This is a genomic window from Aeromonas intestinalis, from assembly GCF_054052485.1.
In genome coordinates, this window is the sequence record NZ_JBSTYK010000001.1 from 69,309 (window position 1) to 92,823 (window position 23,515).

The 23,515-nt window shown below is 54.4% G+C and carries 21 protein-coding genes; 2 read left to right on the top strand and 19 right to left on the bottom strand.

Annotation, left to right across the window (positions count from 1 at the left end; all coding sequences use genetic code 11):
- Positions 1–51: 51 nt before the first annotated feature.
- Together ACW5W7_RS00320 and ACW5W7_RS00325 are read right to left on the bottom strand one after the other, a co-directional pair.
- On the bottom strand, positions 52–444 hold the full coding sequence (locus ACW5W7_RS00320; protein WP_349918508.1) for a DUF2750 domain-containing protein: 393 nt from the start codon (positions 442–444) through the stop codon (positions 52–54).
- 88 nt (positions 445–532) lie between these two features.
- The gene (locus tag ACW5W7_RS00325) at positions 533–1,084 is read right to left on the bottom strand and encodes a hypothetical protein (protein ID WP_456500366.1); all 552 of its coding nucleotides are present in this window, start codon (positions 1,082–1,084) and stop codon (positions 533–535) included.
- A 241-nt stretch (positions 1,085–1,325) separates the two neighbouring features.
- Between ACW5W7_RS00325 and ACW5W7_RS00330 the strand changes: the two genes are divergently transcribed.
- Positions 1,326–1,574 (top strand): TIGR02647 family protein, encoded by a 249-nt coding sequence (locus ACW5W7_RS00330; protein ID WP_349918511.1) that lies wholly within the window; start codon positions 1,326–1,328, stop codon positions 1,572–1,574.
- On the opposite strand, the gene ACW5W7_RS00335 is transcribed toward ACW5W7_RS00330, so the two are convergent.
- The 7 genes from ACW5W7_RS00335 to ACW5W7_RS00365 all read right to left on the bottom strand — a co-directional run bounded on the left by ACW5W7_RS00335 (position 1,561) and on the right by ACW5W7_RS00365 (position 7,497).
- Positions 1,561–1,860 carry a hypothetical protein gene (locus ACW5W7_RS00335; protein ID WP_349918512.1) on the bottom strand — a complete coding sequence of 100 codons (300 nt, stop codon included), beginning with the start codon at positions 1,858–1,860 and terminating at the stop codon, positions 1,561–1,563. The genes ACW5W7_RS00330 and ACW5W7_RS00335 overlap by 14 nt on opposite strands.
- A gap of 96 nt (positions 1,861–1,956) precedes the next feature.
- Positions 1,957–2,166 (bottom strand): cold-shock protein, encoded by a 210-nt coding sequence (locus ACW5W7_RS00340; RefSeq protein ID WP_005331438.1) that lies wholly within the window; start codon positions 2,164–2,166, stop codon positions 1,957–1,959.
- Between the two features lie 205 nt (positions 2,167–2,371).
- Complete coding sequence (locus ACW5W7_RS00345; protein ID WP_456500367.1) at positions 2,372–3,472, bottom strand: dihydrolipoamide acetyltransferase family protein; 1,101 nt, start codon at positions 3,470–3,472, stop codon at positions 2,372–2,374.
- A 94-nt stretch (positions 3,473–3,566) separates the two neighbouring features.
- A complete protein-coding gene (locus ACW5W7_RS00350; protein WP_456500368.1) occupies positions 3,567–4,553 on the bottom strand; it encodes an alpha-ketoacid dehydrogenase subunit beta in 987 nt (328 codons plus the stop codon).
- A gap of 68 nt (positions 4,554–4,621) precedes the next feature.
- Positions 4,622–5,719, bottom strand: coding sequence for a pyruvate dehydrogenase (acetyl-transferring) E1 component subunit alpha (pdhA, locus tag ACW5W7_RS00355; protein WP_456500369.1), 1,098 nt, complete (start codon positions 5,717–5,719; stop codon positions 4,622–4,624).
- A 271-nt stretch (positions 5,720–5,990) separates the two neighbouring features.
- Positions 5,991–7,016 carry a succinylglutamate desuccinylase gene (gene astE / locus ACW5W7_RS00360; RefSeq protein ID WP_456500370.1) on the bottom strand — a complete coding sequence of 342 codons (1,026 nt, stop codon included), beginning with the start codon at positions 7,014–7,016 and terminating at the stop codon, positions 5,991–5,993.
- A gap of 271 nt (positions 7,017–7,287) precedes the next feature.
- Positions 7,288–7,497 carry a DUF1127 domain-containing protein gene (locus ACW5W7_RS00365; RefSeq protein ID WP_349918520.1) on the bottom strand — a complete coding sequence of 70 codons (210 nt, stop codon included), beginning with the start codon at positions 7,495–7,497 and terminating at the stop codon, positions 7,288–7,290.
- Positions 7,498–8,014: 517 nt separating this feature from the next.
- Here ACW5W7_RS00365 and ACW5W7_RS00370 point away from each other — a divergent pair.
- On the top strand, positions 8,015–8,908 hold the full coding sequence (locus ACW5W7_RS00370; RefSeq protein ID WP_456500371.1) for a DNA replication terminus site-binding protein: 894 nt from the start codon (positions 8,015–8,017) through the stop codon (positions 8,906–8,908).
- Between the two features lie 68 nt (positions 8,909–8,976).
- Here the strand turns inward: ACW5W7_RS00370 and ACW5W7_RS00375 are convergent, their stop codons facing one another.
- The 10 genes from ACW5W7_RS00375 to ACW5W7_RS00420 form a co-directional block, all read right to left on the bottom strand.
- On the bottom strand, positions 8,977–12,927 hold the full coding sequence (locus tag ACW5W7_RS00375) for a DEAD/DEAH box helicase (RefSeq protein WP_456500372.1): 3,951 nt from the start codon (positions 12,925–12,927) through the stop codon (positions 8,977–8,979).
- A gap of 266 nt (positions 12,928–13,193) precedes the next feature.
- Positions 13,194–13,847, bottom strand: a complete 654-nt coding sequence (locus ACW5W7_RS00380) for a YceH family protein (protein WP_456500373.1) — start codon at positions 13,845–13,847, stop codon at positions 13,194–13,196.
- A 227-nt stretch (positions 13,848–14,074) separates the two neighbouring features.
- Positions 14,075–14,524, bottom strand: coding sequence for a hypothetical protein (locus tag ACW5W7_RS00385; protein WP_434663102.1), 450 nt, complete (start codon positions 14,522–14,524; stop codon positions 14,075–14,077).
- A gap of 140 nt (positions 14,525–14,664) precedes the next feature.
- Entirely contained in the window at positions 14,665–16,371 is a 1,707-nt protein-coding gene (locus ACW5W7_RS00390; protein ID WP_456500374.1) for a Wzy polymerase domain-containing protein, read from the bottom strand.
- Between the two features lie 96 nt (positions 16,372–16,467).
- Positions 16,468–17,565 (bottom strand): LPS O-antigen chain length determinant protein WzzB, encoded by a 1,098-nt coding sequence (locus ACW5W7_RS00395; protein ID WP_456500375.1) that lies wholly within the window; start codon positions 17,563–17,565, stop codon positions 16,468–16,470.
- Between the two features lie 135 nt (positions 17,566–17,700).
- Positions 17,701–18,981, bottom strand: coding sequence for a sugar transferase (locus tag ACW5W7_RS00400; RefSeq protein ID WP_456500376.1), 1,281 nt, complete (start codon positions 18,979–18,981; stop codon positions 17,701–17,703).
- 27 nt (positions 18,982–19,008) lie between these two features.
- Entirely contained in the window at positions 19,009–19,818 is an 810-nt protein-coding gene (locus ACW5W7_RS00405) for a glycosyltransferase (protein ID WP_456500377.1), read from the bottom strand.
- Between the two features lie 73 nt (positions 19,819–19,891).
- Positions 19,892–20,731, bottom strand: a complete 840-nt coding sequence (locus tag ACW5W7_RS00410) for a glycosyltransferase (RefSeq protein WP_456500378.1) — start codon at positions 20,729–20,731, stop codon at positions 19,892–19,894.
- Complete coding sequence (locus tag ACW5W7_RS00415; protein WP_456500379.1) at positions 20,728–22,041, bottom strand: O71 family O-antigen polymerase; 1,314 nt, start codon at positions 22,039–22,041, stop codon at positions 20,728–20,730. Before ACW5W7_RS00415 ends, ACW5W7_RS00410 begins: the two co-directional genes overlap by 4 nt.
- A gap of 35 nt (positions 22,042–22,076) precedes the next feature.
- Positions 22,077–23,513 (bottom strand): hypothetical protein, encoded by a 1,437-nt coding sequence (locus tag ACW5W7_RS00420; RefSeq protein WP_456500380.1) that lies wholly within the window; start codon positions 23,511–23,513, stop codon positions 22,077–22,079.
- Positions 23,514–23,515 lie beyond the last annotated feature (2 nt).

Genomic DNA, 23,515 nt, shown 5'->3' on the forward strand with positions numbered 1-23,515 from the left:
AACAAAGACCCCGCACTCAGGCGGGGTCTTGTCTTGGCAGAGGCGAAGCGCTTAGCCGCGCTTGGCCTGCTTCTCGGCGATGGCGTCAGCCACGTCGGCCGGCTCCAGTACGATGCCTTCCTGCTCCGGGGTCGGGAACACGGCGACGCACAGCTCATCTTCCGCCATGCCGTCGATCCAGCGCTCCAGCCACACCTTGAGGGTGATGGACTGCGGCTTGCACTCGGCCCACTCCCCCTCGGCCCAGGCCTTGGCGTATTCAGGATGCGGCCAGACCGGGATGCAGTCTTCATCATCGGTGGTCAACATCATGACGCCGTGCTCGTCGGTCAGGACAAACAGCTCTTCGTGCTCGACCAGCTTGCTGATGAAGTGATCGAAGCGGTAATCGGCGTTCAGTTGCAGCGCGGCATTGCGCTCGGTGTCGCTAAGTTCATAGCTCATCGGTCAAGTCTCTCATTCAATAAAGGGCGACATGTTCACATCTTGCCGTCGGCTTGTCCAGCCGGGCATGCAGCGTCGCCACAAAGCCTCACCCCAGGGCCGGGGTGACGAGGGTGATCTCGGGGAGCTCACTCAGACGCTGGCGCAGCCAGTAGGCGGACTCCACCTCCACGAAGCAGAGCTGATCCCGCCCGGCCCTGGCCCCTTGCATGAGTTGCTCGAGGCGAGCCTGCTGCTGCTGCTCCCAGGCGGCGGCCAACTTGGCACCATGGGCCTCGTCCACCACTTCGCGGCGCAGCTCGAACAGGTTATCGGTGATCGGGCTGTTTATCTTGGCCGGATGGCTCCAGTACATCAGCAGGTTGTCCAGCATCTCCTCGTCATAACTCGCCAGCGCATCGAGCTCTGGGGTCTCCCCGCCATTGCCGCTTGCAAAATCGCACCAACCCGAGGCGAGGGAGGCCAGCTGCTGGGCACCTTTGCCTTGCTGCGCCAGAGCCGTCACTTCTGCTCCTTTGATGGCGGGCAGCCAGAGATCCCCCTGATGGCGCTCGACCAGCGGCAGCAGCAACGCAGGAGAATAGTGAGGAAAACGGGGGCCGAGCCTGTGCAGCAGAGAAACCAGAGTGACTGTGATCATGAGAGGCGCCTTGGGCAAAAGGCCGGATCATCCGGGCCAGAAAACAGAAGAGGGATGAGTCTACCATGTTTCATGGGCACGTTGACGGACACAGACCCAGATCCACAGTCGGCTCCAGGCCAAAAAAGCAGCGCTCGCACCGCCGCCGCCCTCATAAAGCCCAATACTTTGAGCCAGCGCCCACTAAAGTGAAACCGGGAATGCTAGTTTGCATACATCTTTAGCGTTAAGGAGTGCATCCATGAGTGGGATCGAACAGGTTTCCGAGGATTTTGTGAATGAGCTGAAAATACTGGCCTGCTTTGATCCGGCCAACATGAGCCAGGGGATCAAGCTGCGCAGCGATCTCTCCCCGGCGCTGAGCCTGGCGGCGGAGCGCCTGCACAGTCAGGGCCTGATCAGTGCCGTTGACGGCGGTTACCTGACCCCCTTCGGCATGACCATGCTCGAGCATCTCCAGCATCTGCTGGTAGCACTCAAGCCGAATTGAGCTCCTGCGGGGCCCAGAGCGAGAAGTTGAGCAACTCCCAACTTCCCTGGTGCTTCAACAGACAGGCAAACAGCAAAGGACCTTCGGGTCCTTTTACTTTGCCGTCCACCAGCCACTCCCCCACCCGTTTGGCCACGGGCTGCACCTTGACCTCCTCGGGCTGGGCCGTTTTCCCCAGGCGTACCTGCACAAACTGCTGACACACGGAAGCAGCCTCATTCGCCACAGGGTTGGGCGCGGGTGTCGCAACAAGCAGGGTGGCACTCAGCAGTAGGGATGGGATCATGGTGATTGGCACGGCTCAGACATGGATTCAAGAATATGCCATAAACAAAAAGCCGCGCTACCAGAGGCAGCGCGGCTTTCTTAAATTCTGTAAGAATTACAGAGCAGTTACGTTCTCAGCCTGCGGGCCTTTCTGACCTTGGGTCACAGAGAACTGTACGCGCTGACCTTCAGCCAGGGTACGGAAGCCGTTACCGCTGATGGCGCTGAAGTGAACGAAAACGTCCGGGCCGTTTTCTTGCTGGATGAAGCCAAAACCTTTGGTTTCGTTGAAAAACTTAACGGTACCGGTGATCATGTTAGACATATCTTTAACCTGTATTCAAAATAATTACTTATGCTTTTCAGCGGGTAAAGCTCAAAAACGGGATTTACTTATGAACAACAGGAAAAGATGCAAAACATCGTATTCATTGACATAACAATCGCCTTTTCAAGCTGTCTGAGATTATACGTCCCTTTGTCGATTACGCAAACAAATTTGTACCCTGCCAACGGCAGGGTACAAAGGCTTACACATCAACAGATTCCAGTGCCTGAACCAGGGCTTTGAGGAAGCGTGCAGCCTCGCCGCCGGTGCAGGCGCGATGGTCAAAAGTCATCGACAAGGGCAACGCCCGTACCGGTCTCGCCTCCCCGTGGATGAACACCACCTTCTCGAACAACTTGCCCGCCCCGATGATGGCCACCTGGGGGGGCGTCACTATGGGGCTGGCATAACGGCCCGCGATGGCGCCGAAGTTGGTGAGGGTGATGGTCGCCCCCTGCAACATCTCCCGCGGCACGGCGCGGGCCTTCACGTCGGCGATCATCCGATCCAGCCCCTGGCGGATATCCGCCCGCTCCCGCTCGGCCACGTTTTCCATCACGGGCACGTAGAGCCCGTGTCTGGAGTCCACCGCGATGGCCACGTTGACCTCGTTGAACAGCCGTCTCGACAGAGTATCCCCGTCAAACCAGGCGTTCATGGAGGGCTCAGCCCTACACGCCACGCCGATGGCCTTGATGAGGCGCACAGTCACATCTTCATCGGCGCGCCAGTGGCGCAGATCGACTTCATCGGTGAGGCTCACCGGCACCACTGTCTTGTGGGAGAGTTCCATCGCCTTGGCCATGGCCCGGCGCGATCCCTTGAGAAACTCGTTGCCACTGCCCTGCATCGCCTCAAACGCCAATTGCACGTCCTGCTCGGTCACCATGCCGGCACTGCCGCTTCCCTGTATTTTGTCGATATCGAGACCGAGCTTTTGCGCCAGCAACCGCACTGCGGGCATGGCCTGCACCAGGCTGCCGCCGGGGGCCATGGCGCCGACCACGAAGTGATCCTCGATGTGCTGCTGATGGGCGCTAACCTTGCCCACGACGGTACCGTCATCCTCACCCCCTTCAAACTCCACCAGAGGGGCGCCGATATGGAGGATGTCCCCCTCCTGGCCACAGAGCCGGGCGATGACCCCGGCCACCGGCGAGGGCACGTCCACCAGCGCCTTAGCCGTCTCCACCGACAGCAGCACCTGATCCACCTGCACCGTATCGCCGGCGCTCACCTTCCATTCCACTATCTCGGCCTCGGCCAATCCTTCGCCCAGATCCGGTAATTTGAAAAATTTCATGACCCGTTCTCCATCCGCTGGGAAATCACCGCACGTTGAAAAATTCCATGCCTGTCGTTTGCGTTGGGGTGCACACCCCATGTCATGAACAAGGTCATAGCCAGTTTTTCTCCATCAGCTGATGAGCCGCATCCGCGATGTCCTGCTCGGTGATGAGGTAATACTCCTCGTTGCGATAGTAGGGCACGGCGGCGTCCACCCCGGTGAGGCGTTTGGGCGGTGCCTTGAGGGAGGTCAGCGCCTCCTCGGTGACCCGCGCCACTATCTCGGCACCGACCCCGAAGCTGCCGCAGGCCTCGTGCACCACCAGCAGCCGACCCGTCTTGCGCACCGAGCTGAGGATGCTCTCCATGTCCAGCGGCTTGATGGTGGCCAAGTCCAGCACCTCGCACTGGATGTCCCGCTCCGCCAGTTGGGCGGCGGCCCGCATCACCTCCTGAATGCAGGCACCCCAGGCGACTATGGTGAGATCCCGCCCCGGTCTCAGGGTAAAGCAGACATCCAGTGGCAGACCCACACCATCATCCACCACGTCGGACTTCATGGAGCGGTAGATGCGATCCGGTTCGAAGAACATCACGGGATCCGGGTCGCGGATGGCGGAGAGCAGCAAACCATATGCCCGCTTGGGGCTCGACGGGATCACCACCCGCAGGCCGGGAATATGGGCGAACAGCGCCTCCACGCTCTCGCTGTGGTGCTCCGGCGAATGGATGCCGGCGCCATAGGGGGAGCGGTAAACGAGGGGACAGGAGAGCCGGCCGCGGGTGCGATTGCGCATGCGCGCCGCCTGGCAGATGATCTGCTCCATGCCGGGGAAGATGAAACCCTGGAACTGGAACTCCGCCACGGGCTTGAGCCCCTGGGTGGCCATGCCGACCGCCACCCCGGCGATCAACCCTTCGGCGAGCGGGGTATCTATCACCCGCTTGAAACCGAACTTGTCCCTTAGGCCCACGGTGGCACGAAACACCCCGCCGTTGACCCCCACATCCTCACCGAGCACAACCACATCCGGGTCGAGCTCCATTTCGTGATGCAGCGCCAGATTGATGGCTTCGAGCAACGTTATTTCACTCATGCAGCCTCCCCAAGCCCAGAGCCATCTCGTGATGCAATGTCAGGCGGACTGCTTCGAGCAGCGTCATTTCACTCATGATGTGTCTCCCCGCCCTGCAACTGCATCCCCTTGGCGATGATGCGCTGACGCTGGGTGCGATAGTCCTTCGGCAGCTCGGCGAACTGGTAATCGAGCAGGGTTTCCGGCGCCTGGGGCGCCGTCCCCTCGTAAACGGCGACGGCGCGCTCGACCTCACGGGCGGCCTCTGCCAGCAGCGCTTGCTCCTGCTGCTCATCCCACCAGCCCTGCTCGGCCATGAACTGGCGCAGCCGCTTGACCGGCTCCTTGGCCCAGGCGGCTTCCACCTCGGCGGATTCCCGATAGCGGGTGGCGTCATCGGCTGTGGTGTGATCCCCGAGCCGGTAGCTGACCGCCTCGATCAGGGTCGGCCCCTTGCCGCTGCGGGCCCGCTCCATGGCGGCGCGGGTCGCCTCATAGACGGCCACCACGTCGTTGCCGTCGACCTGCAGGCTGCGCACCCCGGCCCCTATACCCTTCTGGGCCAGGGTGGGGGCGCTGGTCTGCAACTTGCGCGGCACCGAGATGGCCCACTGGTTGTTGTTGATGATCATCACCATGGGCAGGTGCCAGACGCCGGCGCAGTTGAGCCCCTCGAGGAAATCCCCCTTGGAGGTGCCCCCATCGCCGATGGTGACCACGGCGACCCTGGGCTGATTGCGCAGTTTGAAGGCCGCGGCGATGCCGGCGGCGTGGGTGATCTGGGTCGCGATGGGCACGCAGATAGGCAAATCTTCCGATAATTCGCCGTCTGGCTTGTAGAAAACGCTACCCCGCTCATCCCCACCCCAATATTGCAGGTTTTGCTCCATGGGCACGCCTCTCACATAGAGGGTCGGCATGTCCCGGTAATAGGGTACGTAGACATCCTCTGGCTGCATGGCGAGCCCGACCCCGATCCCCACCGCTTCCGCCCCCAGGTGGGAGGGGAAGGTGCCGAGTTTGCCGGTTCGTTGCAGCGCAATCGCTTTCTTGTCATAGCTGCGCACCATCACCATGTTGCGGTAGAAGGTGTGCAGTGTCGCCTTGTCCAGCCAGGTCGGCAGTGTCGCGACCGGGCGCCCCTCCTCATCGAGGTAACGAAGGAAGGGGATGTCGACATGGGTCATAACTGGCTCCTTGCCGTTGTCAGCGTCACCACCATGAGGTGACCCTCAAAATGTAAACAACATGTTAACTTTGTGGCAATGGGATTTCGTCAGGTTAGACCAGTAGAAACTTCTTTAATTTCAGAAAGAAGAGGAGATTTTCGGCGAGCAGAAAGGAAGAAGGGAGCCCGTTCGGGCTCCCTGTCAGGGTGAGTTCGGGATCACGTCCATCGGCTATGTTGCCCCCGCGGCCGCCTGGGGCGCCACTTCAGTGGGAAGAATCGGGCTCAGATCACTCCCACAACCGGGTCGGCACCACCAGCAGCATGGTGCGCTGGCCGATGGCCACGTTGGCGTTGGGAAAGACCACTGCCTCCCGCGGTTTCTCTACCCTGTACTGCTGATCCCCGTCCTCCGCCAGCACAAATCCCTGGGGAAACTCGGTGAAATTGTCCACGTCGCTGGCAAACAGGAAGCGGAACTGCTCGGAACGCTTGTTGATCACCCGATCGATGGCGAACAGGGTGAAGTCATCGGCGCGCCAGGGTTCGAGCGCCATCTCGTCCCAGGTTACCAGTTCCTGCAGCGCCTGACGGGCTTCGATGAAGCGGGTCATGTCGTTCTCGCCAAAGGGGCGCACCTTGCCGAGCTCCACCGTGAAGGCGTGGGCGCCGTGGCGATGGGAGCTGTAATAACTGAAGGTGGTGGTCGGCCCGCCGGAGAGCAGTATGGTGCGCACCCCGCAGGCACCGAGGAATTGCACCTGCTCCTTGCAGTGGGGCCGCTCGTGGGGGAAGGGATAGACCGCAAACTTCTCGTGGCGCGAGCCGCGAATGGCGGTGTGCAGATCGTAGTGATAGCGCGGCCGGGCCGGGTCTTCGAAGAAGCGGCTCACATACTGCTCGAGGCGCATGGCGCGGATCCGCTCCCGGTTGCAGAGCCCCTCCCCCTTGCTGTGGGCGCCGGAGAAGAGGCGGTTCATGTTCTCCTCCACCTCCCGCAGTCCCAGATTCATGGCGGCCGGGTTGCCAAACAGGAACAGCACCCGGTGACGGGTTTGCAATTCACCGCTCAACAAGCGCGTCAGCAGCTGGTTGCAGATCTCGATGGGGGCGGTCTCGTTGCCGTGGATGCCGCAGGAGAGGACGATGTCCTTGCGTCCACCCGGCTCATCACCCGCGCCGCTGGCGGGCTCCAGGCAGAGCACTCCCGTGTCCCACACGCTCACCTTGTCGCCGTTTGGCAGCGTATAGGCGAAGGGCTCGAGCTGCCACTCGTGGCGGCGGGTCAGGGCCAAAAAGTCATGCTGGGGAATCATCCATCTCACCCTCTTGTCGGTTCACACTTGTCGATGTCAGACAAGGCGGATTATACGCAAGAGCCGGAGCCTTAGAACCAATTTTTAAACAAATTCAAACAGTAAGGATACAAATGCAACAGTGGCTAACGGGGGAGATCGATGAAGAACAGAGGGAGAAAAACGGGACACTGCGGGAGGACGGGGATAACAGGGATCAGCTCATGCCGCTCTCAGAGGCGGGATGGCGGATGACAATCAGCAGAAAAACGAGGCATCCATGCCCGGTCATTCAGCCACGCCAGAACGGCTTGGTGGTCTCTTGATAACGGTCGGCTTCGTTCAGGCCGATGTCTTTGAGCAGGTAGGCGGGCAGCTCGGAGAGCTGACGACGGCTGCGGCTGCGCTCAAGCCAGGTCAGGACGGTCGTTTTGACGCGAGCCACCAGATTGGTCTGGCTGGAATGCTGGTAACCGGCTTCGGTATAAGTCATGTTGGCCATGGGATGGCTCCTCTGAATAAAGTGCGACACTGGGTTCAAATTTGTTGCGCAGAGCTTAGTCAGGGAGCAGAGGCGTCTCAATTGACGAATTTTGATACAAGAGATTAGGAAAACTAATGATCAACATCACAGGAACGCCCAGTGTAACCTCTTGATTTCAAAAGAAAATGATATTTTAATACGCCAATGGGTGCCCCCGTAGCATTTTCTCCTGCCTCTTCCGCTTCTAACTATGCAGTTTCTCGCAGTAGCTATGCATGGCATCTCACCGGCAAGCATGCCGATAACCGTGGGTTCACAGCCAATTGTTAATCATGTGATCTTTCATTGATCCTTATTTAACAGTCAGATACAAACAATCAACGCTCAAATGGCACTGACCCTCCCGCCCCTGCTGGCAGATTGCAAGGGGGACTTGGCGCCCCGCCTTCATGCTGATATGGTTATTTATACAGTAGTTTTACCCAGCCCCGCCGCCCGTTACTCAGCCGGCAGGCGCTCACCACAGGATATGTCGATGGACGCCTTTACCCCGACCGCCGCCTTGCGCCAGCAGATGGAGACCCTGGAAGCCGCCCTGGCGCACCTCGCCAATCGCCTCGGCCAGTTACCCCTGCAGGAGGCCCATGTCTATCCCCTCCCCGCCGTGCCCCTGGGGGAGGAGCACGATCCCATCGACACCATAGAGGTGGGCTATCTAACGGGTGAGGAGGCACTGGCCGTCACCCAGGCCGCCTATCAGGATCACTGTGCCCGCCCCGGTTGCTCCACCAAGGCGACCCTGCGCCTGCCGGGCTGGCTGCGCTTTCCCGCCGCCTGCGCCGGGGAGCTCGTCCCCCTGATTGAGGCGATCAACGGCCACAAGCTCGCCTTCAAGGCACTGGTGCAACAGGCAGGGGGACGGGATGAGAAGTTCGAGCTGGTGCATCAGGCGCTGCCTGGGGTCATCACCCTGCAGGTCTATCGCAAGCTGACCCTGCTCCAGGGAGAGCTGCATTCCCTCGGCTTCACCTGGGCGGACAAACAGAGCATCAGCCGCCTGACCCGGGAGCAGGTACTGGAGATGCTGGAGCGCAGCCGCCGCTATGTGCCGGCCCTGTCGGACAACGAGGAGTGGAGCAAGATGGTGGATCAGGAGGTGTATGACATTCGCCGCCTGCCGGCCGACGTGGAGCTGCGGATCCGGCGACCGGTCAAGACCCACCCCATGATCAACCTGCTGTGGCAGGACAGGGCGCCGCGCAAGCAGCAGCTCAAGGCGAGCCTGCCGCTCCTGCTCTGCTCGGACACGCCCCCCAGCGTCACTCACCTCGGCCACTATCCTCCCAAGCTGCGTCAGGCCCGGCGGGATCGCAAGATAGGCGGCGAGGCCATCATAGAGCGGCTGCACCTCTACCGCTATCAGGGGTAGGCAGGAACCCAAACGACGAGGGGCGCATCACCGGATGCTCCCCGCGGCACGTTCGCCCGCCCGGGCAATCAGCTCATCAGCAGGGCACGCAGGCTCTCCACATCCAGTCCCTTCACCTCGGACTGACCACTCAAGAGGCCATCCGCCAGCGCCCGTTTCTCATCGTGCAGGGCCACAATCTTCTCCTCCACCGTCTGCTCGCACACCAGGCGATAGACGGTCACCGGCTGGGTCTGCCCCATGCGGTGGGCCCGATCGCTCGCCTGATCTTCCACCGCCGGATTCCACCAGGGATCCAGGTGCAGCACGGTATCGGCCTGGGTCAGGTTAAGCCCCGTGCCCCCCGCCTTGAGGCTGATGAGGAACAGGGGCACCGGTTCGTGACGAAAACGCAGGATGGACTCCTGACGGGATTTGGCGGAGCAGCCACCATCCAGATAGCAGTAGTCCCACTGGCGCTGCTCGATGCGTGCCCGCAACAGGCTCAGCAGATCCACGAACTGGCTGAACACCAGCACCCGATGGCCCCCGTCGATGGCCTCCTCCAGGAGCCCCATGGCTTCGTCCAGCTTGCTGCTGGTCTGTGACCACTCCGGCATCACCAGCTGGGGGGAGCAGCAGAGTCGGCGCAGCCGGGTCAGGCCGCTCAGCACGTGCATCAGGGCGCGGCCATCGGCGCTTTGCACCTGCTGCACCACCTCCCGTCTCGTCGCCTCGTAGAGCTGACGCTCCTCCGGGGAGAGGCTGATGTGATGGATGATCTCCGTCTTGTCCGGCAACTCGGTCAGCACCTGCTGCTTGAGGCGGCGCAGGATGAAGGGGCTGATCACCGCCCGCAGCAACGACATATGGCGGGGATCTTTGACCGCCTTGCCAAAGCGACGCTTGAACTCGCTGAGGCTGCCGAGCAGCCCCGGGTTGATGAAGGCAAACAGGCTCCACAGCTCGCCGAGGTGATTCTCGATGGGGGTGCCGGAGAGCGCCAGGCGAAAATCGCCGTCGAGCTGGAACAGCAGCTTGGCACGCTGGGTGCCGGCATTTTTGATCTGCTGCGCCTCATCCAGCACCATGCTCGACCAGTGACGGGACTTGAGAGCCTGGGCGAGGCTGCCGAGCATGCCGTAGTTGACCAGCACGATCTGACCCGGCCTGGCCTCCTGGATCAGTGCCTCCCGCTCGGCCGGGTTCTCGAACACCACCACCTCCAGTTCGGGGGCGAACCGCGCCACCTCCTCCTGCCAGTTGGTGACCACTGACTTGGGCACCACCACCAGGGCCGGTCCCAGATGCTGGCGCATGCGCAGCAGGATCAGCGCCTGCAGGGTCTTGCCAAGGCCCATGTCGTCCGCCAGACAAGCGCCGAAGCCGTGGTGGGCCAGGGTCGCCATCCAGCGCACCCCCTCCTTCTGGTAATCCCGCAGCGCCGTCAGCAGCTCGGGCGGACACGCCACCTCCTGCTGCCACTCCTGCTGGAGGGACTGCCAGGCCTCGTCCCCCGCCGTGGTCACCGCGGACAACAGGCGGGCCAGAGGATAGGCCAGCTTGTTGTTGATGCGCTGTTCGGTGTCGAGCATGGCCCCCAGCATGGTGAGGCGATCCACCAGCTTGTCGGTCAGCATCAGGCTGGTCTTGTCATCGAGCTGGACGGTGCGCTGGCCCGGGGTGAGCTGACGCAGGATGAGACGCAAGTCGAGGATCTGGTGTTCGTCCAGCGCCAGGGCCCCTTCCACCTGGAACCAGTCCTGGCGCCGCTCGATGCGAAGGCTCAAGGCCGCCTCGTCCAGACTCTTGAGGCGCGCGCTGTCCTGATGCCAGTGAATGACCACGCCGGCGTCCACCAGCTCCGGCAGGGCGTTGACCAGGGTCAGCGCCTGCTCACCCTCCAGCTTCCACTCGTTGCCCGGCAACCCGATGGGCAGTTGGCTGCGAAGCCGCTGGGCCGCCTCCTTCTCCGCCCCCAGATCCCGCTGCCAGTAGTGATACGCCTTCATCCCCTGCCGGACGATGGCCTCCCCCTTGCCAAGGGGCAGAGGGGGCAAGTCCCCCTCCCGGGTCACCAGCTGGACCACCAGCTGGCCATCTTGCCAATCCAGCTGCACCGAGGCCACGCCCGGCCAGGGGGCGATCTCGGCATTGCCCTGCAGGCCCGCCACCTGGCTGTGCCAGGGGAGATCCGGGATGGCGTCCAGGGTGCGTTGCAACTCGGCCAACCCCGCCTCGGGCAGGGGGGGAATGGTGGTCAAGGCAGGCAATCTGTCTACCAATGCCTGCGGCGTCAGAATAAGCTGCCATAAATCCTGCGCCAGCGGCACGATATGCGCCCCCCGAGCCGCAGCCCGGGGGTTTAGCAACGCCCGCATGCCCGGCATCCGGGACTCTGGAGTCGAAGGCTGGGCCGTCTGCGCCAAAGCTTCCGGATCGCTCTGCCCGTCATCCGGCACGATCTGCAGCAAGGGGGCGCTGATGGCCAGTTGCAGCTTCTGGCCCTTGGCGTTGAACAGGCGGGGATGGTCGGCAAGGGGCGCCCAGGCCTCTCGCGGCAGCTTGCTCATTGAGCGCGGCAGGGTACGCACCAGCGCCCAGTCGGCCTCGTCCAGCAGGGCCGCATACTGGGTGGAGAGCAGGGCGGGATCCACCCGTCGACCGGCGGTCCACTCCCCCTTGGTGCTCTGCTTCTGGATCTTGCATTCCAGTTCGGGCCCCTCGGCGTGAAGCAGCCAAACCAGCCGCTCCTGCGCCTTGCGCACGCCGCTGGAGCGCCCCAATCCCTGCAGCCAGTTCAGCCAGCTGGCGGAGGCGGGTGCCTTGTCATCTTCCGGCTCATCGTCGCCCTCACCATTGCTGCTGACCGGTAACTGATTGAGAGGAGGACGCTGTGCCCCCTGCCCCAGTAAGCTGCGCAGCAGATCCTGGCAAAACGCCATCAACCGGTGATGGGGCTCGGCCTCCAGCAGGTGGGAGAGATCCCACTTGTGCAAAATGGCCACCTGGGGGCTCTGCTCCCCATGGCGCGCGAGGGCGCAGAGATCGAGCCAGAGATAGCCCCAGTGCAGCTCCTCAAGGGGCAGTTGCAGGGTATCGAACAGACCGACCGCCTGACCGTGGCGATCACCGGCCCACTGCCCCAGCAGATCCCCGAGCAGCGGGAAGCCACTGCGTGCCCCCCCCTGACCCAGGCTGCGCTGCCACTGCTTGCGCTGCTCGCTGGCCAGCACGGGATCGGCCTGCTGCAACCAGCCCAGCCAGAGCAGGGTGCTGAACATGGGGGGCCAGGCGGGGGGCTCCCCCTCGTCCTGCCGTTCGGCCTTCCACTGCGCCAGGGCCCCGAGCAGGCGCTCCCCCAGGGGATGCTCATCGGTGCGCTCCGCCAACTGCTGCAGTGCCGGCCAGTGAGTGGTCACCCCGCCCCTGACCTCCCCCTCTGGCGAGCCGCAGAGCCACTGCCACTCGGCAGCCAGCATCTGTACCCGCCCGGACAGGGGGGCGGCGCAGGCCGCGGCAATCTCTGCCAGCGGCCAGCCTGACGCGGGCTCGGCATCCAGCAGGGTCTGCAGGGCGAAGTGTTCCAGCAGGAGTTGCTGCCAGGCGGGGCTCGCTCCGGGCAGCAAGCGATGGGCATCGGGCAAGTCCAGCAGACTCAACAACTCGGCACTCTGGTAATAGGCGGGTATCTGGCCCGCCTCCCCCAGACAGAGTTCGCGCACCAGGGCTTGCGCCATCTCCTGCCCGGTGACGGAGGGCACCCGTGACCACTCCGGCATGGGACAATGGCCACCACGCACTCCCAGGATCAGGGCCAGCGTCCCCTCCGCCGTCAGGCTCCACTGCTGCTCTCCCCGCAGACGCACCAAGCCCTGCTCCTGCAGCTGTGCCAACCGCTCGGCCAGCAGTCCGGGGGACTGGGGGCCAGGCCTTGCATCTTGCAAGGCGTCGAGCAGATAGCGGGGGCTGGCGGCGCGCTGCAGTTGCAGCTCGCTGAGCAGGGCATAGCAATCCGAAGAGAGGGTGAAGGCTGACATCAGGACTCGTGGGCTGGTGCAAAGGCGGAATTTTACCGAGAAAGGGGCGGCGGCTCGACCCTTAAGCGCGAATTAGTACAAAAAAAGCGGCCAGCTTCATAAAAAACGGTGGGGAGAATAGGACAGGGATCAACAAAAAGAGGGGAAAAATTAGCATGAAGGGAGTCAGATGGCGGACGTTGGCGACGATGAATTAATCTCGCCAACGGGCAACCCGGTGCAAGCAAAAAGGCGCCGAAGCGCCTTCTTGTGAACCATCGCGGGCTTCATCCCTCCAGCTGTGCCAGCCTGGACTCCAGGGCCGCCAGACGCTCCTTGAGGCTCTCGACCTCCTCCTCGAGCTGACTCAGGCGATCTCCAGCGGGAGAGGCGTAAGTGCTGGCGGGAGCCGCCTGTGCCAGTGCCTGCAGATCGATCTCGCCGCTGAACAGGTGGGCGTAACGGGACTCCCGCTTGCCCGGCTCCCGGGGCAGCTTGACCACATAGGGACCCCGTTCGGCGAGGCCAGCCAGCACGGCATCGACTTCGGTCACATCGTCGAAACTGCACAGACGGTTGGTGCGCGAGCGCAGTTCGCCCGGCGTCTGCGGGCCCCGCAGCAACAGCTCGCAGAGGATGCCGAGCTCTTGCGCCGTGAACTTGAGCTCACCAAACTCGGTGTTGCAGAAGCGGTGCTGATAACGCGGCACCCGCGCGTTGAAGCCGGCAGTATTGACCACCAGACGGCGGCGGATCAGCTCGTCGATCACGGCGCGGATATCCAGCTCGGCGAGATCCAGCACGGGCTCACGATTGCTCTTCTGGTTGCAGGCGTTGACCAGTGCATTGAGGGAGAGGGGATACTGATCCGGCGTGCAGATCTCTTTCTCTATCAGACAGCCGATCACCCGGGCCTCCAGCGGGCCTAGTACTAACTCCATTTCAACCTCCCTTGCCACACGTTAAGAGACTCATCTTAACCAAGGCGCGCACCTCGTCCAGCCCTGAACCACAATTTTGCGACCGGGGAAAACAGTTGGTGAAACATCGTGCAGGAATGGACCACAAACGGGGTCATTCAACCCCTGTCCAGAGGCAGTTCAGGGAGAACCTCACCCTGTTCTGGCCAAGCGGTCACCGAGTCAGCCCCCAGTCGACGCATCGCCATTCAGAGCGACTTGTCGACCCGGGTGTCTGCACCCGAGGTCAGGATCCGCACCCTGTCCCCCTTGGCAAAGCTGAGCTTGGGATCGCTCGCCTGCACTACGCTGAGCACCTTGCCGCCGTCGGTCTTGATCTGCAGCTCCACCGATTGCGCCGCCTGTGGTGAATTCTGCGCACTCTGGCGACGACGAGACACCTCAGCGCCAGCAATCGCCCCCGTGGCTGTCATGATGGTCTGACCCGAGCCGCCGCCGAACTGGTTGCCAACGGCCGCACCGAGCGCCGCCGCGCCTATGGTGCGAAGGGGTCTGGCCCCCTGATGGGCAGGCGGGGTGGTCTGAGTGATGAGATGGCTCTCCTGCACCGTGCCGTATTCGACCTGGGCGCTGGTACCGGCCATGGCGGATGAGCTGAGAATGAGCAGACTGGCGGCGATGAATTCCACTTTCTTCACGATGTAGGCTCCGATGAGGGGCCCGGCGGGGATGCCGGGCCGGTGGCAGGAGGGCCCTGCGATCGAGTCATCAGGCTACCGGAGCCAAGCTGACTGCAGGCTTGCCCGCACCACAGATAGTGACGAGAGCCTGAACGTCGTCAGGAGGAGGGCTTGCGCTCCAGGGTCGCCGCCACCGAGGCGGCCCCCTTGCCGGTGAGCAAGGGCTCACCCGGATAGAGCAGCAGAGCCCGGGTCCGCAGCTGGTTGGCGTCTTCCGTTCGCCCCAGCGCATTGAGGGCGATCACCATGTTGGCGTAGATATTGGCCCGCGGGGTATGGCGCACGAAGGCATGTCCCCACTCGAGGTAGGCCTCCAGCTCCGCCTTGTTGTGTGTCTGCAGGCCCACCATCAGCCGCACCGCGTTGACGTCGAACTCCACTCGGGTCAACCAGGCCATGGGATTGACCACATCTAGCAGCAGGGTCGGCTCCTTGTAACCGCCGCGCTCATACTTGGTCACCACCCAGGCGGTGTGAATGGCAGTCAGCATGAAGGGCACCACCACCAGGGGAATGGCCATGGCCATGAAGCGCAGCAGCAGCCAGGGACGATAGACATATTCCCGCCAGCTGGCCGCCCCCCCCTCCTCCACTTCCGCATCCACCACATAGATGAGCAGCAACAGGGCCCACCAGAGGGCGATGGCATGATAGAAGGGGTATTCGGTCTGGCTGTGCAGCAAGATGGGGGTCACCAGAGCCAACAGCGCGGCGCCTTTGACCCAGCCCGCCCGACTCAGCCGCCACAACAGAGCGCCCCCCATCAGCAGCATGCCAAGCATGGGGGCAATCCCCCCCTCCACTGCCCAGTAGAGAAATTCGTTGTGGGGATGGTCGAGGTTGTACTCAATCTGCACCATGGCTGGGTTGAGGGCCTTGTCGGCCATGTAATGCTCGAGGAACACCGGCTCGAAGCTGCCGTAACCCCAACCCGTCCAGGGGGACTCTGCAATCAGCTTGGCGACATAGGGCCAGTAGATGGAGCGCATGCCGCCGGATTGGTAGATATCCAGCCCCCGCTTGGCCCCTACCATGGCGTATTGGGAGAGAAGCCCCAGGGCGATGCCCAGTCCGACCAGGACGAGGATACGTCCCAGCTGTCGTTGACGTTGCAGTTGCGGCACCAGCAGCCACAAGGCCAGCAAGCCCCCCAGTTGGCCGACCCGGGATTGCAGCACGACCAGCAGCACTGACGCCGCGAGGATCACCCCGTAACGCAGCCCCCTGAGCCAGGGGTGAGTACTCCCCCTCATCTCGAGCCAGACTGCCAGCGACAGACCGGTCGCCATGAAGCTCGCCATCACATTGGGTTGCTGGAAGATGCCATAGGGTCGGTTGGCACGCGTGTCGTATCCCAACCAGTTGCCCGGAGTCAGCAGATAGAACTGCACCAGGCCGAGAACACCTTCAATGGCTACCGCCACCAACAACAGATAGAGCAGTTTATCCCGCGCAGGCTTCTCCCATTTCCACTGGTAGAGACAACTCAGAAACAGCAGGCCCGCAAACAGCCCCAGCAAACGGGGAATGGCGTAGTCTTTCAGCTCAAAACCCGGATAGGCCATGGGCAGCAGCAGCAGCGTGCCCCCCAGCCAGAATCCAATCTGCAGCGAAGAGACGACCAACTGCTGGCGCAACGTCGCCTGCCAGAGGCCGAGCCCAATCACCAGGCTCGCAAAGATCCAGCCCCAGGCATTGAACGGCAGATAGAGCCCGGAGCCCCCCGGATTGTGCATAAAGAAATGCATACCGAGCAGCCAGTAGAGTCCGCTCACTACTCCAAAAGACTTTGCAGTCGTCATCATCTTCCCAGGTTCCTCAATCCCATACTCTTCGCCACTCGCGTACCCCCCAGAAAACAAAAAAGGGGGCTAATGCCCCCTCTCGCTCATGGATGAATACTATACCTGTTGTGACCCAACATGTTCCGGCCTGCGGAACGCATGACGAACCAGCACTATGCCCACCCCCAGCATGCCACCCAGCAGGGTTGCCAACACTACAATAAGTGGTCGCTTGGGTTTGTCACGGGAGAGCGGCTCACTAGGCGATGCAAGATAAGCGAAAGACTGAAATGGTAGGGTTTCGACCTTAAGAGCTTGGAGGCTGCTCAATTGCAAACGCAGATCACCCAAAGCTGGATTCATAAACTCAGGATTTTTAATTTCTTTCAACACTTTGAGTTGTTCAGCTAAAGCCCGGGCGCCAAGATCGATGGTAAAACTCCCCTTATTCTGCAAATTCTGTACTGGAGTCTCAATTCCAGCAGCTTGGCTTATACGAAGACTATAGTCAGTTCTAAGAATATCATCTTGTAGCTGTTTAAGAGTGTCCTCTCGAGCACTTTTATATTGTGACTCTAAGGTTTTTATTCGATTTTTCCATATTGTGGAAAGCTCTTTACTTTTAGTCACAATTTCTTTTTTCTGAATATAATCAATGTACTCCTCTAACCGCGACTTTGCATCTTTTGCAGTTCCAGCAGAAAAATATAGCGTTATATTATCACTTGATTTATCTAACACCCGAGCGTTTATTCCATCAGCCATGTCATTAAGCAGCAGACGTTTAGCATTGTTATTTTCTGCGCCAATACGAAGAGCTTCGATATCAAGATAACCATTTTCAATCAAAAAGGATTTTTTGTTGTCGAAACCATTGAAGCTATTAATAAAATCATCATATATATTTTTTTTACCAAAACCACTGAATGCGCCCTCTGAAACTTGAGCATTAATTAATTGATTAACATTAAACTCTAATGATTCAACCTCTTTTAGAGTTGGTGGTTTTATCTCTGCTTGGCTAACCCATATTTGAGGAGACAATAATGCATAAGATAACCCAAGGCAGAAAAAAACCACGGTGCAACATAATATGGTAACTCTTTGACGCCAAAAAACCAAGACCATCTTGCGTAGCTCGACCGTGTCATTGGATATAGGCTGCCAGCCTTGTGGTACCGTATTGCCTAGATTGCTAGATGATATTTCGTTCATTATGCTCTCTAAAAATAAAGTGATTAAAGGTGTATGGCTTTATCTTTTATGGATGACTACAACGGTACTAATTAAGCATGTTTTATGTTAATAAATACGACCGTACTATATGCGATTAGTGTACGATATAAACAACTATCTTGCCCCAAATCCAGTCAAAATAGTTCTGATTGTTTTAAATACAATCAATACATCTAACCAGAGTGAGAAATGCTTTATATAATAGAAGTCATGTTCAATTTTAACACGTGTATCATCTGCATCGGCAGCATAACCATGTACAACTTGAGCCCAGCCACTGATACCAGGTCTGACAATCAAACGGTACATATAGAAAGGAATTTCTTTCTCAAATTTGTCAACAAATGCCCTTTGCTCTGGTCTTGGACCAATGAGGCTCATGTCACCTTTAAGTACATTGAAAAACTGTGGTAACTCGTCAATTCGCAATTTACGAATAACTCTCCCAACTCGGGTTACACGCATATCTCCAGCTTTTGCAAATTGAGCACCATTTTCTTCAGACTCTTGACACATACTACGAAACTTATATATTTTGAAATCTTGATTTCCTTTTCCCACTCTATTCTGCAGGAATATCACAGGACCAGGGCTTTCTATTTTTATCAAAATAGCTGTTATTAGCATAAATGGAGATAGCAATGGAATAGCAAGTAGTGCAGTTAAAATATCCACCCATCTCTTGATAAGAGTATATAGCGGTGATGGTAAGAGAGAGCCAAGTTGATTTTCATGTAAGTGATCTATCTTTACCCGACCGGTGAGAGCTTCACTAATCTGTTTTATATGATAAACCGGAACATGAGACAGTGCACAATGTGCCAGAAAGCGCTCCCAATCACCGGCAAGATTGCTGTCTCTTAGATCTGCGACTACCGCATCATACCTAACAGAGCCTAGATCTGGGGTCTCTAAAACCCGCCACTTTGCGGCACTGTTTTTCAATAATCCGCGGTAATCACCGAATGGTAAAAGTGCATACTTTGGTATTCTATATCTACGGCCAATGAAATAAACAACCCAACAGCATAATAATGCTACCATATATGATTCAAAAAGAGCCTGTCGACTATATTCGAGACGAATAAAGAATAGCATTACAACTAAAATACCATAGGCAGCAGTAACTGTTGGAATTACATAGGCAACAGGACTTGCACCAGGATATCGGAGTATTCTATGTAAAATAATACCGGTAAGGAGAAAAGCAAGAAATGCGCCAGTAAGCGTATTAACCCTCACCGAATCTAGATGCTCCCAAAACCCCCACCCCCAGCGTTCCAAGCCAGGAATTAGCACTGAAAAAAAAGCACCCAGAAGAAATAATACGGGGGAACTGAAAAAAAATCTCTCATACCAACGGGAGTGGCGTCTCTGATACTGTGTAATCTTCACATTAGTCCCCAAATACTTCAAGTTGATTTATTTTCTGAGAAAACTACGATATATTTTCTTTCTAATTTGCCCGGGTAACAACCTAACTGGGAACCTAGTAACAACATTTCTCATAAATTCAAAAAAAGAAATAAATCCTATTTGATAAAACTTTCTCTGAACATGAAATTCTGACAGTGCGTATTTTAAACCACCTCGGCGAACTTCCATCCCATTTCCTGTTCTAGCAAAAACAAGAGCTCTAGGAATATTTGAAACTAAGCAACCGTCTATAATCATTCTAACCCATAAAGCATAATCTTCATATAAATAATCATTTTGATAGCCCCCAGCAGAAATAACTGCAGACTTTCTAAAAACAACTGACATATGATTCATCGGATTTCTATATTTAGCATAACGTACTATGTCATTATGAGCGCATGGTACATGCCTTATCGAATGAACGTCATATATCGTAGAATCAAATTCACTAACATATGCACCTAACAACTTTACTTCTTTATTATTTCTAAGAAAGGACTCTTGAACCTCGAATCTATCCTGATAAGCTATGTCATCTGTATCCATTCTAAATACAATGTCATATTTACATACATCAAGACCTTTATTAAGGGCCCCTCCAAGTCCGATATTTTTATCTAAGGATAGGATAATTATTGGTAGCTTTTTTCTCCAACGGTCAAGCACTATATGTAACTCTGCAGTGACAGGACCATCAAGAACAATAACTATCTCATCAGCCTGCTTTGTTTGATTAAACAAACTTGATAGACATTCATCTAAAAAACTAGGATTTTCTTTAATATATAAAGACATTAGAACACTAAAAGCCATAGTAAACCTTATTGTCAGCAGTTAAATCTTTTATCTTTAAAGCGTAGACTCAGTAGGTCAGAAAATTTAACTTTTAACTGAAAAAATCTTTTATGCCTTTCAAAAAGAATTTTCGCCTTTTTTTGTTTTCTGAATAAAAAAATGAAAAAATAATAAACCGAATTGGAAATAGACACAATTGAGATATTTTCCAGCGTAGTGGAACATAGTTCAAGGTCATCATTTTAAGCATGTTTCTTGTTTGAAAATAATGCCTAACGGGAGATGGTACTCCCAACCTAAAAACTTTTAGATCTAATACTCCCTCTCCAAGATGATGAGAAAAGACAACTGAAGAGTCTATTATAATATCATACCCCATATTACGAGCGCGCCAGCCCCATTCATAGTCAACATAGTCGATAAATAAGCTCTCATCAAACATACCAATATCATTAAATGTTCTAACTGCCGTAATAGAACTTGAACTCATTAGATTTTCACTTGAAAGGTATCTCTCCAATTTTGGAATTGACTTTTTTACATCCAACCCCCCAGTCTGATTGGGGACTGCGCATAAGGCCGCAACCTTGTAGCCATTACGTTCCAAGAAATCGTAGCTGGATAACAGATCATTAATCTGTACAAGTGAAATGGAGCTATCATCATCAATAAATATTACATACTCATAATCATGCTCTTTTGCAAATCTTATCGCCGTATTTTGAGCTGCAGCTATACCAATATTTCCACCATTATGGTGGTAGAATACTCCATTAGAAAACCCACCATCAATAGAATATGGTTCTTTACTATTATCGGATATGAAAACATCTATCTCACTTGATATGTCAGTAATGTTTTCAATCACCGAACCCCAATTAGGTTCATAAGTCACAACTATTGAAAGTACTTTTCCACTATGAACAGTCATACATTGCTCTGATTTATATTTTTCATGTAAGGGCTCATTATAAATCTCACTGACCTTTCCAATTTAATTGCTAACAGTGGGAAAATCATAAATAAAACAAATCCAAATAGAAATCGGCCATACAATAGGTCTGTAATATTATTTGCCAATGGCAACGTTTGAGTCATAACAAAAATTGCCGGATAAAATACCCCACGATTCAATCTAAGTAACCATGAGCTAATGACACAAAGAAAAATAACATTGATGCTTATGGCCATAACAGAAACGATCATCGAATAATCACCAAATATAGCTTTGGCTTCGCCTATCATAAATGATGTTGCATTCACCCAAGACTCATTAGCATTCGGAAATACATGTCCTATAATGTCACTCAGGGGATCAATTTGTTCAATTCCCAATATGCTGGAAAATGGTAACCCCCAATATAAATACAATTCATTTTGCTTTGAAAAATTATAGACCCAAAACATACCATCAACTTGAGCAACAAAAAGACGATTTAATATCGCATCCAAAAAATATGAAGAATCACCACCAAAATCGAAAGAAATATAAAATAAAAAACTAATAATCATCAAGCTTAAAACACCGCCAAGTATTATACTTCTCATTTTCCCATTACGGCTCCAATATAACCAAAAAGAACCGATAACCATCATAACAAGGGGGCCCTTTTGAAGATCATATAGAATACACAGCGATGTCACGATGAATGCAATGACGACAACTTTCTTTGTACAATCTTTATTAAAATATGAAATAAGGCAGCTGTAATAGAAATATAAGGGAAAATATTTTATGAAAAAATTTATAACTGGGAATGAAAAACCATCTTCCCCTCGCAATATACTGGCTTTTTGGGCTTCAGCATCAAGCGAACTTCCAACAAATGCAGTAATAAGTGGTATGTTTTTTGTAAAAACAAATTTCGCTACCAAAATAAATAAAACTAATAGCAGACAGATATATATATATAACTTTTGGCTATTTGCAGCTGGAACAAACTCATTACGACAGCCGACAAATAAGAAAGCAATGCCAATTGAAACGAATAACGTGAAAAGCACAATGAAGTAATCAATAAACACTGCTTTTTTAATATCTGAAGATACTAAGCTGCATGTTATAGAGCCTAAACAATCCGAACTATAGCTAATAATGAAAATCCCAGGCAAGGTTAGAATTAAAACTTGGAAGGCAATAACAAATCCTAGTGGATGTGCTGAATAACCAAATATTGGCCATGCTTTGTAGTGAACAAAGATAGCAACAATCAATGCCATGAAGAAAACTAGATATTCCATTATTGGCACTCTCGCATAAGGTAGTAATTGTTAATCTATTTTTTCATTAGTTTTTTCATAAACAAGATCAGTAAGCTTTTAATTGTAACAAGTGGGTAGTTAAATATAAAAAATGCAAAATCACTCCAGTCTGACATAATCAATGATAAGATTTCACATGGAAATTTATCCAAGTCGTTTTTCTCTAAAAAGTGTTCATCTCCACGCCACTTAACATCTGACTCCAGCAGGTTATCTGAATATTTCATATCATAAATAGCACTCAAAAACCTATCTTTCACATTATAAAATGAATGGACTGATTCTAATTTACCCATAATCATTTCAAGATTACGAATATTGATACCATTATCTAGATTAATAAATTTATTCTCCTCTAGAGAAGTGTACCCCTGAAGAGGAGACTCAATACCCGTACAATAAGCACCATTCAAGCACTGTTCAACAAATGCCGTACCACCTGGCATCGGATGGCTATCAATATATACATCACTAGAACTGGTCAACGATAAATATTCATCATATGGTAAAGAATTTATTATTTTTAAACGTTTAAAGTGCTTAAGCTTCACTGCCCACCACCAATAATCAGTATACAAATTAACACCGATTATATAGATGACAGCATGTGGATGCCCCACCATCAGTTCTGATATTGTAGAGAAAATAGAAATCCCTTTTATCGGTTTGAACTTTGCACCTGATGCGGCAGAAACTATTTTCTTTATCTCACTTTCGGACCGTGGATACCTTATATTCATACTATTGAATTTAGCACTTTTATCCAGCGGGATACCTAAAAATGAGCTTGGGCAGGTAATGCCTCTAAGCTTATCTATTTTCCGCCCAAAATTGCTGATTTCAAACCATACATCCGCAACAGTTACACCCACATTAAAAACATGGTCTGCATGATTTATAAAGAAACACTCAAGATCAGGATTTTTCTCCTTAGCTAATCCACATGATAATACAGATATAATATCATCAGGATGAATATTTAAGATCAGCTTATTATACTTTGCATATATATCTGATATATGAACTATTTTTTTCAAGATTGATAATGAACTAGGTACTGTAATTACACTGGAAAAGAAAGATGACATTCTATCTTTTTCTCGATCACCAGATCGCCGAGTGACCAATAAATCCACACCTTCATCCAACATTTCGGAGAGGCGCTCCATCAACCTGGTATGTCCGCCAGCAAGATATGGCTCACTAATAACAAACAATATATTTTTATTTTTATTTTTATTTTTATTTTTATTTAATCCTGACGAACTAATGGAATCGATTATCTTAATTTTAAGATGTCTTTCTATATCAGGAAAACTATAAATTCCTACATTATTAGACCATAGTAACTTGGCTAACGCTTCTGCCAAGGAAATTGCATATTCAAGATCATCAGTAGAAGTAATCTTATTCTTCAACTCTAAAATAAATTTACTGCATGAAGAATTCATTC

What these genes read in the sequence shown, in the direction of transcription:
- ACW5W7_RS00320 (WP_349918508.1), bottom strand. Translation starts at nt 444, where the DNA reads ATGAGCTATGAACTTAGCGACACCGAGCGCAATGCCGCGCTGCAACTG.
- ACW5W7_RS00325 (WP_456500366.1), bottom strand. Translation starts at nt 1,084, where the DNA reads ATGATCACAGTCACTCTGGTTTCTCTGCTGCACAGGCTCGGCCCCCGT.
- ACW5W7_RS00330 (WP_349918511.1), top strand. Translation starts at nt 1,326, where the DNA reads ATGAGTGGGATCGAACAGGTTTCCGAGGATTTTGTGAATGAGCTGAAA.
- ACW5W7_RS00335 (WP_349918512.1), bottom strand. Translation starts at nt 1,860, where the DNA reads ATGATCCCATCCCTACTGCTGAGTGCCACCCTGCTTGTTGCGACACCC.
- ACW5W7_RS00340 (WP_005331438.1), bottom strand. Translation starts at nt 2,166, where the DNA reads ATGTCTAACATGATCACCGGTACCGTTAAGTTTTTCAACGAAACCAAA.
- ACW5W7_RS00345 (WP_456500367.1), bottom strand. Translation starts at nt 3,472, where the DNA reads ATGAAATTTTTCAAATTACCGGATCTGGGCGAAGGATTGGCCGAGGCC.
- ACW5W7_RS00350 (WP_456500368.1), bottom strand. Translation starts at nt 4,553, where the DNA reads ATGAGTGAAATAACGTTGCTCGAAGCCATCAATCTGGCGCTGCATCAC.
- pdhA (WP_456500369.1), bottom strand. Translation starts at nt 5,719, where the DNA reads ATGACCCATGTCGACATCCCCTTCCTTCGTTACCTCGATGAGGAGGGG.
- astE (WP_456500370.1), bottom strand. Translation starts at nt 7,016, where the DNA reads ATGATTCCCCAGCATGACTTTTTGGCCCTGACCCGCCGCCACGAGTGG.
- ACW5W7_RS00365 (WP_349918520.1), bottom strand. Translation starts at nt 7,497, where the DNA reads ATGGCCAACATGACTTATACCGAAGCCGGTTACCAGCATTCCAGCCAG.
- ACW5W7_RS00370 (WP_456500371.1), top strand. Translation starts at nt 8,015, where the DNA reads ATGGACGCCTTTACCCCGACCGCCGCCTTGCGCCAGCAGATGGAGACC.
- ACW5W7_RS00375 (WP_456500372.1), bottom strand. Translation starts at nt 12,927, where the DNA reads ATGTCAGCCTTCACCCTCTCTTCGGATTGCTATGCCCTGCTCAGCGAG.
- ACW5W7_RS00380 (WP_456500373.1), bottom strand. Translation starts at nt 13,847, where the DNA reads ATGGAGTTAGTACTAGGCCCGCTGGAGGCCCGGGTGATCGGCTGTCTG.
- ACW5W7_RS00390 (WP_456500374.1), bottom strand. Translation starts at nt 16,371, where the DNA reads ATGATGACGACTGCAAAGTCTTTTGGAGTAGTGAGCGGACTCTACTGG.
- ACW5W7_RS00395 (WP_456500375.1), bottom strand. Translation starts at nt 17,565, where the DNA reads ATGAACGAAATATCATCTAGCAATCTAGGCAATACGGTACCACAAGGC.
- ACW5W7_RS00405 (WP_456500377.1), bottom strand. Translation starts at nt 19,818, where the DNA reads ATGGCTTTTAGTGTTCTAATGTCTTTATATATTAAAGAAAATCCTAGT.
- ACW5W7_RS00410 (WP_456500378.1), bottom strand. Translation starts at nt 20,731, where the DNA reads ATGACTGTTCATAGTGGAAAAGTACTTTCAATAGTTGTGACTTATGAA.
- ACW5W7_RS00415 (WP_456500379.1), bottom strand. Translation starts at nt 22,041, where the DNA reads ATGGAATATCTAGTTTTCTTCATGGCATTGATTGTTGCTATCTTTGTT.
- ACW5W7_RS00420 (WP_456500380.1), bottom strand. Translation starts at nt 23,513, where the DNA reads ATGAATTCTTCATGCAGTAAATTTATTTTAGAGTTGAAGAATAAGATT.